The sequence below is a fragment of the Streptococcus oralis genome (genome assembly GCF_901543815.1).
Lineage (GTDB): Bacteria > Bacillota > Bacilli > Lactobacillales > Streptococcaceae > Streptococcus > Streptococcus oralis_CM.
Genome location: NZ_CABEIU010000002.1, coordinates 1,438,447 through 1,451,017, shown reverse-complemented (window position 1 = coordinate 1,451,017; position 12,571 = coordinate 1,438,447). Strand labels below are relative to the sequence as shown.

Genomic DNA, 12,571 nt, shown 5'->3' with positions numbered 1-12,571 from the left:
AAGAACTTGCAATCATTAAATAGAAATAATAAAAATCAAAAGGAGCCACTATGATTAGAAATATGATGTCAAATAGTAACAAAGGTTTGGGTACTACAGATGTATTACCAGTTGACCAATCTCGGATAGAAGTTCTGAATGGAACAGTTGACTATAAAAATGTACCTTTAGGATCTTATGATATCCTAGGGAGATTTGCTTCAGTAGCTCAGAGAGATTATACGGAAGAGCTGAATTTGATTCAATCAATGGGTTTTAATGCCTATAGAATCTCGATCTCTTGGGCACGCATCTTTCCAAATGGTGAAGAGCTGCAGCCGAGTGAAGAGGGATTGAAATATTATGAAGCAATCATCGATGACGTATTAGAAAAAGATATCGAACCGATTGTGACCTTGAGTCACTTTGACCTTCCACTGAATCTATACGAAAAATATGGAGCTTGGAAAAGCCGCAAGATGATTGAACTCTTTGAGCGTTATGCAGAAGCTGTCTTTCAGTACTTTAAGGACAAAGTGAAGTATTGGATTACCTTCAATGAGTTCAACGTTTTGCACCATTTGCCGTTTCTTGGTGGAGGATTGTCTTTTGGAGCAGATGACAATCAAGAACAGGTGATTTGGCAAGCAGCTCATTATCAATTAGTTGCTTCTGCACGTGCAATCAAGCTCGGAAAAACAATCAACCCAGAGTTTCAGTTTGGTGGGATGATGGTTGTTAGTAAAAACTACAGTCAGCAAACTGAAAATGCTATTGATGTAATGGAAGCAGAAGTCAAAGATAGGGAAAATTATTTGTTTACAGACGTGCAAGTGCGTGGATACTACCCAAATCACTTTTTGCGTCGTTTGGAACGTGATCAAATCGCCTTGGATATTGAAAATGACGACCTCTTTGTCCTAAGAGATGGGAAAATTGACTTTGTCAGCTTCAGTTATTATGCATCAAGCAATTCCCAAGAAGTTTTTATCAACAAATATGCAAGTAATGGCCAAAATCAAAATCGCATTGATTCTGTGGGACTTCGTCTCGTGATGAACAATCTTTACGATCGTTACCAAAAACCACTCTTCGTCGTGGAAGATGATGTGGTCTTGGATGATTCAAATAGTGTAGCAACTGAAGAATTGAAAACAAACATCCAAGAGATCGTGAAAACAGTCGAGTATGATGGTGTGGAATTACTTGGCTATACACCACTTACTTGGACGGAACTAAATTTTTAAAATAGGAAGTAATAACTGAATTTCTTCTACCCTAGAAGTAGTGTTCGTATTTTTACTTTTGAAAATGTCTGATCTATCAATCAGACATTTTTTTAGAAATAGATGGACTTTAAGCTAAGTTCGGATTTTGCTTGATAGCAGCTTAGGATATTTTCCTTGTTTGGAGCTTAGAAAAGAATAGCAATTTGCGCTATTTTATGCTACAATGAGGGGTAGTGGTGTAAATCAGAATAAGTAAGGAATAGAGGGAGCAAAATGAGACTGAAGAAAACATTGTTCGGTAACTACCGTGCTAAGGAAGTTGAAGATTGTATCGAAGCATTAGAGGAAGGGTTCGATCGTGAAATTCAAAAGAAGAATGAAAAAATCGAATCTCTACGTAAAAAAATCGACTCTATGAAGAATCAAGAAAAAGAGATCGGTGAAGCAGTCATTTATGCCAAATCTCTTGTCATTGAAGCTCATGATAGGGCTGAAAAAGAAGCTAAAGAAGTTTTAGAAAAGGCGCAAAAAGACTATTTGGATACGAGAGAATCTATTCTCGAAGAAATCGATACTCTGACAAAAAAACGGGCAGAGGCTGAGAGATTGTATAATTTACAAAAAGAAAAAATTAAAAATATTATTAGTCGAATTGATGATTTTCTAGAACTAGACGATATCGATGGTAAACCAAAAGATATCAAAAAAATTCAAGAATTGCGTAAAGAACTTGATAGACCAGAAGAAGTTGCTAAGGAGAAAGAAGAGGTGGTGCCTGAGAGAGAGAAACTCCATCTCGAACAACCCCTTGCAAAAACAGGAACAGATAGTACCATCTCTGTCAGCTACATCACTTCACGTCGCGCAAAACCTAAAAAGAAAGACGAAGATAAGTTAGATGATGATAAGGGCAAGAGAATCAAACGTCTTTCAAGAATTAAACGAGATAACTTTTTGTAAGAGGATAATCAAATATGACAATTTATAACATCAATTTGGGGATTGGCTGGGCGAGTAGTGGTGTAGAATATGCGCAGATCTACCGTGCAAAATTGCTTCGTAGTGTTGGCTTAGAAGCGAAGTTCATCTTTATGGATTTTATATCTGCTGATAACATTGAACATTTGACAAAGAATATCGGCTTTGAAGATTCTGAGGTTATCTGGCTTTATCAGCATTTTACAGATGTCAAAATTGCACCGACGACCTATACGCTAGCACAGGTCTTAGCGAGTTTCGATAAAGAGCCCCTCGAAATTATCCGCGACACCGATATGAAGACGATCCGACTAGTATTTGGTGATGGTGATTTTGTGACTTGTTATGCCTGTGATATGGACAAAGAGTTGATTGAGCGCGCTGAAATTGTTTCGCGTGGTTGTTTGATTCAAAAAGAGTACTACACTTATACGAAGAATTTTATCGAGTATTTTAGTCCGATGAATGGTCATGCGCAATTATATCAACGTACCTGGCTCAATGAAGATGGCAGTGTGGCTTATGAAGAAATCATCAATGAAGTCGATGGTAGACAGGAGACGCAAGTCTATCGTTTCCCAAATCATGTTTTCTATTCTAAGCAAGAGTTTGTCGCGCATTTTATGAGAAGTCTGTCTCTGACGGACAAAGATTTATTGATCTTAGACCGAGAGACAGATATTGGTCAAGCTATCTTTGCTAATAAGGGCGCTGCAAAGCTAGTCGTAATCGTTCATGCAGACCACTTTAGTGAAAATCCTGCTGAGAAAGACTATATTTTATGGAATAACTATTATGAGTATCAGTTCGAATATGCTGACGAAGTGGACTATATCATTAATTCGACCGATGCGCAAACGAACCTACTCAAAGAACAATTCGCTCAATATACAACCATCAAACCAAAGGAAATCTTGACTATTCCGGTGGGAAGTTTGGATCAATTGCGTCATCCAGAAGGAGAGCGCAAGCCGTTTGGATTGATTACAGCTTCGCGCTTGGCCAGTGAAAAGCATATCGATTGGTTGATTCACTCTGTAGTGAAGGCACATGAGCAATTACCTGAAATCACTTTTGATATCTATGGTACGGGTGGCGAAAGAGCTATGTTGGAGCAGTTGATTCATGAGTTAAATGCAGAAGAGTATATCCGTCTGATGGGGCATCACCACATGGCAGATGTTTATCAAAATTACTCTGCTTACCTCTCTGCCTCCACAAGTGAAGGATTTGGTTTGACCTTGTTAGAAGCGGTTGGCTCTGGTCTGCCAATTATTGGTTTTGATGTACGTTATGGAAATCCAACCTTTATTCGTGATGGGGAAAATGGCTACTTGATTCCTGAGGCGCGTCCAGACGATTTGGATGCAATGACAACGGAATACGCAGAAAAGATTGTCCAGCTATTTACTCAACATTCTCAAGAAGATCTATCCCGTGTGTCCTACGAGGTGGCAGAACCATATCTTGATGAACATATCGCCCAGCGTTGGTATGATCTTGTTCAATCTGCACAGCATCAGTAGGGATTCGAAAAGAAAGGCATAAACACTATGATTTGTTTATTTGAACGCTATGATCAAGCGAGTTTTGATTTACTACGTTCACTTAAGGCAGCTGGGCTAGACTGCCCTGTTGTCGTGATCCGAGACGATGGCTACCTCGCACCTGATGTCGAGTCGCCTTACAGTTACTTTACTGGAGATGTGGCTTCAGAGGACGATCTACCTCTTTATTTTAACCTTGTTCCGAAACCTCATTTGTGGGAAATTCGCTCGAGCAATGTTAATGGTGAAATCTTGAATATGGGTAAGAAACGTGCCAATATCTTTTACCGTCAACCAACACACGAACGTCGCGTGCGTGCAGTCGAGTGGTTGGATGATCAAGGTCGTGTACGCGCTGCAGACATTTACAATCGCAAGGGACGTCTCTTTGCACAGATTACCTATGATGATGCCCAACGTCCAACTCATACACGCTACTTTAATCAAGATAATGTAACGGTGATTATGGAAAATCATCTAACAGAGGATATTGTCTTAACTCTTGATGGAAAACGCCATATTTTCAATTCTAAGCAAGAGTTTGTAATCTTTTACTTGCGATATCGTGGATATGATACAGATCGCATTATCTACAATTCTCTAGCAACACCATTTTTAGTAGCTGTTGGTCTGACTCCGAAAGAAGGACGAGCAGAGGATATTCTCTTCTGGCAGGAGCCAATTGGAGAGGAGTTGCCGGGTAACATGAAAGCAGCGATGCAGTTGCCTCATCGCAACATCCGTATCGCAGTACAGGATAAGCAAGTTTATGATAAAATCCTCAAGCTTGCAACACCAAAAGAGAAGAGTTACTTCCGCAATGTTGGTTATCTCTATCAATACCATCGCCTCAATAATCTGAATCCAGAAGCTTTGATCCTGACGAATAGTGACCAAATCGAGCAAATTGAGTCACTTTTGACTCAATTACCAAATGTTCATTTCCATATTGGAGCGATCACTGAGATGTCAAGTCATTTGATGGAATTAAATCGCTATCCGAATATTTCCCTCTACCCTAATATTCGTCCAGCTAAGGTGAATGAACTTTTTGCTCGCTGTGACTTGTATCTGGACATCAATATCAGCGATGAAATTCTCAATGGTAGTCGAACAGCTTTTGAGAATAATATGCTGATTCTCAGTTTTGAGACGACTTGTCACAATCGTCGTTTCGTTGCAGAAAGCCACATTTATCCGGTGGAAAATGTATCAGCCATGGTAGGTAAGATTCAGGGAGTTCTCTCCCTTCCGTCTGAGATGGAGGCTGCTCTTGCTAAGCAAAAACAGGCGGCGAATCAGGCTGATCTGGAAGCCTACAAGGCAATTTTATAAGCTAATAAGACAAGGGCTTGCTTTCGATGAAAGCAAGTTCCTTTCTATCAACAGAAAAGGAGGAGCACATGTCTAACAAGGACAATGGCATTTTACAAGAACATATACGAGAACAGCTAGATAATCGAAAGAAACCCCTAAAAAGGGAGAAACAAGATTTTAGCATGATTGCTGTGTTGGGCGGAGTTCTCTTTCTCATCACCCTTTTGGTCACGCTACTCATGCAGTTGGGACACTTTTTCTAGGATCTTTTCTGGACGGAGGAGTTCTCTAGAACAGATGAACCTTGACGATTTGCTCGTCAAGGTTTTTTGTCTCTGTCTAATTGAACTAGTGTGAAAAGCGGGAGTAGGGATTTCGAAAGATGATAAAATGCTTCCAACAATTTGAAACTTAAAAGCGAATTTTAGGTATAAATTAGGCGTTTTCGTTGGTCATTTCGAGTATAAATGCTTGAAAAGGAGGAGCTACTTTGATAGAATAGTAAATGGTATATACTAGTTAAAAGCAACTGGTATATCCCAGATGGAATCTGCTTTTTCTAAGTCAAAGGGATAAAAACTGAGACTGACTGCGGTTTTATTGGCTTTGGTTTTGAGAGGGCAGCGCAACTACGCTTTGTTAATGATCATGAGGTTAACAAAGGGTCGCAATTGGATAAAAGAAAGGAATCGAATGTTTCGAAGTAAAAAATTTAACAAAGATTTCGAGATCGTAGATGAGAAAAAGCGTTATAAGCTTTACAAGTCGGGGAAAAACTGGGTAAAAGCCTCGAACTCTCAATTGGATCTCTTCCGTATCGGTGGGATGGGCGAAGTTGTCTCTAGTACCCTATCAGACACTGAAGAACTTGATCACGCACACCTTAGTCTTAACACGCTAGCGGGTATAGGGGGAATCCTGGCCGCGGGGGCTGCAGGATTTGTGATGACTCAAGAGCAAACTGTTTATGCGGATGAAACATCTGAGTATACAGAAAAGGATAAAACAGTCATCGCAGCTGAACCAAAAGCAGCTGAAACAACTGAAACAAGTACGAACTCAATCATCGCTCAAGCGCAAGCAGAAGTAAAGAAAGCTCAAACAGAACAAGCATCTGCAACAGCTTCTGTATCAGTCAGTCAATCTGTTGAGGCTCAAGCGAGTGCGAGTCAGTCAGCTTCAGTCAGTCAATCTGCCTCAGCGAGTCAGTCAGTATCAGTCAGTCGATCAGCATCTGCAAGTGCCTCAACATCGGCAAGTCAGTCAACTGCTCCAGCATCTGAGTCAGCGAGCCAATCAACATCAGCTCCTGTATCAGCTTCAGCAAGTGCCAAAGCATCTGCATCAGTAAGCTCTACACCATCAGCGTCAGCGAGCGCTCAAGCTTCAACTTCACTAGTTGAGAGCACTAGTGCAACGAGTGGATCAGAAGTACAAGCATCTGTCTCAACTTCTACATCAGCATCACTCAATGCCGATACCAAACCTGCAGCTAGCTTAGCATCAAGCAAACTCGGTGATGCTTTGTCTAGTGCAACTCAACTTAGTAGCCAAGCAGCAACAACAAGCAACAACATCGCAGCTGGTGTTGTAGCAGATAAGAACCAAGCCCAAGGTAAGGATACAACCAAGCAAGCTGAGAAAAACCAAAAGGTTGACAATACTGTAGCGACTGCACCAAAGACAGGGTATTCTGGTTTTAGAGCAAATCCGATCGATACTGGATCAAAAGAACCTTTCTTTCTAAATACCGATCCATATAGCATCAACTCTCCAGAAACAAGTGGTCGTTTAAATAGACAACGGGTCTTTCTGGGACGAGCAGGTGTTCCTTTCTCGGTAACATATTATATGCATAAGTCTCAATTTGATGCGGACGAATATCCTTACGGTTCATATAAGGATAGTGAGTTTGCAGGACTTTCTCCAAGACAAACTCTAGAGACTCGAAACTGGCAAGAAGCACAAGAGAAATATAATATTACCTCGGAAACAGGTCGTGTGGAAGTGGCTCCTGGACGTTATATTCCATATGTAACTTTCAAGAGTGATAATCCAAAAGCATTTAGAAGTAGTATCAATCTGGATGTGACCTTTGATGGACGTAGCTTTCCTCAAACCAGCATATTCATGAACCTTACTACTACTCAGTTTAAGGGACCTGCTGTAACGTATGATGCCGAAGGGAAAAAAGAAGCACTGGCTCCTCTTGCAAAATATAAAGTAGGAGATACAGTCAATGAAACCTACTATTTCCATAATGATAAACAGTATAGATATGAGCAAGATGCTAGAAATGCTATTACTTTGTACACTGGTAATGGTGGTTGGACCAAACCGATGGGCTTGAGGTTTGTTCAAGGAGTGGAAAGACGTGCTGATTTTACCTATGTTCCTAAAGTCACTGTTACGGGGACTGTTAAAACTGAAAATCCTAATTATCTTGTCAGACATAATGATGGATTGGGAGGTAAGGATGCTGAATTCTTTACCTATCTAGGCCGTCCAGAAGAAGTTGTAACTGAGGCTGCGCAGGAGTCAATTATCAATAAGAGTAAAGACTCACTAATTCCTTCCCCTGAACCACTAGTTCCTGAAGTTGAAGTCGGTAAACGAGTTAATGAAACTTTATATGTTCATGATGGTAATAACAAAGGAGACAAGTCTGTTGGTTCTTGGCAAAGTCCTTACCTTGCAGATCAAGCGGTTGAACTGATTCATGGTAAGAAAGAACTAGAAGCTCTTGGATTAACAGTTACTACTAAAACCAATGAACCAGGGGCTGGTAAAACTGGTTATATCCCGTCTATCCAAATTTCTGGAACGCCTACTAAAACAGGAACTGTAACACTTAAATATAAGATTACTGACGAAGCAGGACAGCTTAACTTTAAGGACATTCAAGTAAATGTTAAAGAAAGCGGATCCCTTAGCCAATCAGTTTCAGCATCAGTATCTGCAAGTCAAAGTGCTTCAGCTTCAGTAAGTTCAAGTCAAAGTGCTTCAGCGAGTGCTTCGCTTAGCGCCGGTCAATCTCACTCAGCAAGCTTGAGTGCTAGTCAGAGTGCATCAGCCAGCGCATCGCTTAGCGCAAGTCGCTCAGCTTCAGCTTCTGTAAGCTCAAGTCGTTCAGCCAGTGCTTCAGCGAGTGCATCACTTAGCGCAAGTCGCTCAGCTTCGGCTTCTGTAAGCTCAAGCCAATCAGCTTCAGCTTCAGTATCTGCAAGTCGCTCAGCTTCAGCTTCTGTAAGTTCGAGCCGTTCGGCCAGTGCGTCAGCTAGCGCATCGCTTAGCTCAAGTCGTTCAGCCAGTGCTTCAGTGAGTGCATCACTTAGCGCAAGTCGCTCAGCTTCGGCTTCTGTAAGCTCAAGCCAATCCGCTTCAGCATCAGTATCTGCAAGTCGCTCAGCTTCAGCTTCTGTAAGTTCGAGCCGTTCGGTCAGTGCGTCAGCTAGCGCATCGCTTAGCGCAAGTCGTTCAGCCTCAGCAAGTGTAAGCTCAAGCCAATCAGCTTCAGCATCAGTAAGCTCAAGTCAATCGGCTTCAGCATCTGTATCAGCAAGCCAAAGTGCTTCAGCATCTGTATCAGCAAGCCAAAGTGCTTCAGCATCTGTATCAGCAAGCCAAAGTGCTTCAGCATCAGTATCTGCAAGTCAAAGTGCTTCAGCGTCAGTAAGTGCAAGTCAATCAGCTAGCGCATCAGTAAGCTCAAGCCAATCAGCTTCAGCATCAGTAAGTGCAAGCCAATCAGCTAGCGCATCAGTAAGCTCAAGTCAATCAGCATCTGTATCAGCAAGCCAAAGTGCTTCAGCATCAGTATCTGCAAGTCAAAGTGCTTCAGCGTCAGTAAGTGCAAGCCAATCAGCTAGCGCATCAGTATCTGCAAGTCGCTCAGCATCAGTAAGTGCAAGTCAATCAGCATCTGTATCAGCTAGCCAATCAGCATCAGCATCAGTAAGTGCAAGCGACTCAGCGTCTGTATCAGCTAGCCAATCAGCAAGCGCATCAGTAAGCTCAAGTCAATCAACTTCAGCATCTGTATCAGCTAGTCAATCAGCTTCAGCATCAGTAAGTGCAAGCGACTCAGCGTCTGTATCAGCTAGCCAATCAGCAAGCGCATCTGTAAGTGCAAGTCAAAGTGCTTCAACATCAGTAAGCGCCAGCCAAAGTGCCTCAGCTTCAGCATCTAACAACCAGAACTCAGCTTCTATCTCAGCAAGCGCGAGCCAGTCTGCGTCAATTAGTGCGAGCCAAAGCGCATCAGCATCAGTAAGTGCAAGCATCAGTGCAAGCCAATCAGCATCTATATCAGCTAGCCAATCAGCATCAGCATCTGTAAGTGCAAGCGACTCAGCGTCTGTATCAGCTAGCCAATCAGCAAGCGCATCTGTAAGTGCAAGTCAAAGTGCTTCAACATCAGTAAGCGCCAGCCAAAGTGCCTCAGCTTCAGCATCTAACAACCAGAACTCAGCTTCTATCTCAGCAAGCGCGAGCCAGTCTGCGTCAATTAGTGCGAGCCAAAGCGCATCAGCATCAGTAAGTGCAAGCATCAGTGCAAGCCAATCAGCATCTGTATCAGCTAGTCAATCAGCTTCAGCATCTGTAAGTGCAAGCCAATCAGCTTCAGCTTCAATCAGTGCAAGCAACAACTCAGGTAGCGGTTCAGGTTCAACAAGTACAAGCAATGGTTCAGGCGATGCCTCAACTTCAGCAAGTACTTCAGCAAGCTTGAGCAACAGCGTATCCGCATCAATTAGTGCATCTGAATCAGCAAGCACAAGCTTGAGCAATAGCGCAAGTACCTCAGCTAGCTTGTCTGACAGTGCTTCAATCTCAAGTGCATTGAACCACTCACAAGCTCCTGCACAACAACCTGCTGGACCAGGACGTTCAAACGGTAGAAAACTTCCAAATACAGGAACTGCAAGTAACCAATTTGCTGGTCTTGGATTAGGAGTAGCTGCCTTGGCAACTGCCTCTCTTCTTGGCAAGAAGAAGAAATCAGCAGCTTCTGAAATGGATTTAGAAGACTAAGTCCCAAAAATCGACTAAAATGAAATTGTTGATATCATTTTAGCGATGAAAACAAGAACCCCGGATGGCTCAAGGCTATCTGGGGTTTTTGGCTCTTTGTCAACTGTGGAGAGTGACATCTAATTAAGCATGAGAGAGAATCAGATTGGTTCTCTCTTTTCTAATATTCAAAGTGACGAGAATTATCACTCTAAATGTTCTAAAGAACCTAATGATATCTTACTGGTTATTAATCACTACCAAAAAGAATATCCGAATTACAAGACAGCTTTTAAAGCACTTAGGAATAAGAGGTAAAAATATTACACTACTCATTGCATATACCTAACAAAATAGATAAAAATCTAAAATTTGTATAGAAAATAATATAATTTCGACCTTTTGTGACAGGAATTGCTTGACTAAATAAAACTAAAGCTGTATAATAAGGCAAATATCTAAAACAGGAGGTTCTGGAAATGAAAAAGTCTAAGGCCAAGTATCTGACACTGGCAGGTGTCGTGTTAAGCGCAGGTATCCTATTGAGCGCATGTGGGAACTCAGCAAGTTCATCTAAAACATATAACTATGTCTATTCTAGTGATCCATCTAGTTTGAACTATCTAGCAGAGAACCGTGCAACAACCAATGATATCGTTACTAATTTGGTAGATGGTTTGATGGAAAATGACCAATATGGTAACTATGTTCCATCTTTAGCGGAGGACTGGACCGTTTCCAAGGACGGTTTGACTTATACCTACAAACTTCGTAAAGATGCCAAGTGGTATACATACGAAGGTGAAGAATACGCACCTGTAACTGCTCAAGACTTTGTGACAGGTTTGAAATATGCGGCAGATAAAAAATCTGAAGCCTTGTACTTGGTTCAAGACTCTGTAGCAGGTTTGGATGACTATATCAACGGTAAAACAACAGACTTTTCAACTGTCGGTGTGAAGGCGATTGATGACCAAACAGTTCAGTACACTTTGACACGTCCAGAATCTTATTGGAACTCTAAAACAACTTCAACCATTCTCTTCCCTGTCAATGCGGATTTCTTGAAATCAAAAGGGGATGATTTTGGTAAAGTAGACCCTTCTAGCATTTTGTACAATGGACCTTTCTTGATGAAATCATTTGTTTCAAAATCTGTTATCGAATACAAGAAAAATCCGAACTACTGGGATGCTAAAAATGTCTTTGTGGACGATGTGAAATTGACTTACTATGATGGTAGTGACCAAGATGCCCTAGCTCGTAACTTTGTAGAAGGAGTCTACAGCTACGCGCGTCTCTATCCAAATAGCTCAAGCTTTGAAGGAATTAAAGAGAAGAACAAGGATAACATCATCTATAGTATGCAAACCGCAACTTCTTATTACTTGAACTTCAACTTGGACAGAAAATCTTATAACTTCACTTCTAAGTCCTCAGATATCGAAAAGAAATCAACACAAGAAGCAGTTCTGAATAAAAACTTCCGTCAAGCCTTCAACTATGCTTATAACCGTACGGCCTATGGAGCTCAATCTCAAGGGGAAGATGGAGCAACGAAGATTATTCGTAACCTAGTGGTACCTCCTACATTTGTAAGTATCAACGGAAAAGACTTTGGCGATGTTGTTTCAGAAAAGATGGTCAACTATGGTCAAGAATGGCAAGGAATCAACTTTGCAGACGCGCAAGATCCATACTACAATCCTGACAAGGCTAAAGCTAAATTTGCAGAAGCTAAGAAAGAATTGGAAGCTAAGGGTGTGCAATTCCCAATTCACTTGGATGTATCAGTTGACCAATCAGCTAAAAAAGGTGTACTTGAAGCAAGTTCTTTAAAACAATCCATCGAATCTGTTCTAGGAGCTGAGAATGTGGTTATTGATATCCAACAATTATCAACAGATGACTTCGATAATTCTAGCTACCTCGCTCAAACGGCAGCTCAAAAAGACTTTGATATCTATAATGGCGGTTGGAGTGCTGACTACTTGGATCCATCAAGCTATCTAGATATCCTAAATGTCAATAACGGCGGTATGTTGCAAAACCTTGGTCTAGAACCAGGTGAGGTCAATGACAAGGCTAAGGCAGTTGGTCTGGATACTTACACTCAAATGTTAGAAGAAGCTAACAAGGAGCAAGATCCAGCGAAACGTTATGAAAAATATGCAGAAATTCAAGCTTGGCTCGTTGATAGCGCCCTTGCAATTCCAAACGTTTCCCTTGGTGGAACACCTAGCTTGAGAAAGACAGTTCCATTCTCAGCACCATTCTCACAAGCTGGAAATAAGGGTGTAGAATCATACAAGTATCTCAAGTTGCAAGATAAGACGGTGACAACTGCTGAGTACGAAAAAGCTAAAGAAAAATGGCTGAAAGAAAAAGAAGAATCAAATAAAAAAGCCCAAGAAGAATTGGCAAAACACGTTAAATAACCAGTCTATTCAACAGGAAAAGCGATAGTTTCTCAAGGAACTATCGTTTTTGTATAGTTTGAAACTATAA

The 12,571-nt window shown here is 41.3% G+C and carries 7 protein-coding genes; all 7 read left to right on the top strand.

What is annotated here, in order from left to right; all coding sequences use genetic code 11:
* Positions 1 to 50: 50 nt before the first annotated feature.
* The 7 genes from FQT28_RS07370 (at position 51) to FQT28_RS07335 (ending at position 12,501) form a co-directional block, all read left to right on the top strand.
* Positions 51 to 1,226, top strand: a complete 1,176-nt coding sequence (locus tag FQT28_RS07370) for a family 1 glycosylhydrolase (protein ID WP_125425080.1) — start codon at positions 51 to 53, stop codon at positions 1,224 to 1,226.
* 255 nt (positions 1,227 to 1,481) lie between these two features.
* The gene (locus FQT28_RS07365; protein ID WP_038804382.1) at positions 1,482 to 2,168 is read left to right on the top strand and encodes a hypothetical protein; all 687 of its coding nucleotides are present in this window, start codon (positions 1,482 to 1,484) and stop codon (positions 2,166 to 2,168) included.
* A gap of 14 nt (positions 2,169 to 2,182) precedes the next feature.
* Positions 2,183 to 3,712, top strand: a complete 1,530-nt coding sequence (gene gtfA, locus FQT28_RS07360) for an accessory Sec system glycosyltransferase GtfA (RefSeq protein WP_143989837.1) — start codon at positions 2,183 to 2,185, stop codon at positions 3,710 to 3,712.
* Between the two features lie 27 nt (positions 3,713 to 3,739).
* Positions 3,740 to 5,068: an accessory Sec system glycosylation chaperone GtfB gene (gtfB, locus tag FQT28_RS07355; protein ID WP_143989836.1), complete on the top strand. Its 1,329-nt coding sequence runs from the start codon at positions 3,740 to 3,742 to the stop codon at positions 5,066 to 5,068.
* Between the two features lie 68 nt (positions 5,069 to 5,136).
* Positions 5,137 to 5,313, top strand: a complete 177-nt coding sequence (locus FQT28_RS07350; RefSeq protein ID WP_143989835.1) for an XRE family transcriptional regulator — start codon at positions 5,137 to 5,139, stop codon at positions 5,311 to 5,313.
* A 430-nt stretch (positions 5,314 to 5,743) separates the two neighbouring features.
* Positions 5,744 to 10,084, top strand: coding sequence for a KxYKxGKxW signal peptide domain-containing protein (locus FQT28_RS07340; RefSeq protein WP_260663458.1), 4,341 nt, complete (start codon positions 5,744 to 5,746; stop codon positions 10,082 to 10,084).
* Between the two features lie 458 nt (positions 10,085 to 10,542).
* The gene (locus tag FQT28_RS07335) at positions 10,543 to 12,501 is read left to right on the top strand and encodes a peptide ABC transporter substrate-binding protein (protein ID WP_143989834.1); all 1,959 of its coding nucleotides are present in this window, start codon (positions 10,543 to 10,545) and stop codon (positions 12,499 to 12,501) included.
* The last annotated feature ends 70 nt before the right edge of the window (positions 12,502 to 12,571 follow it).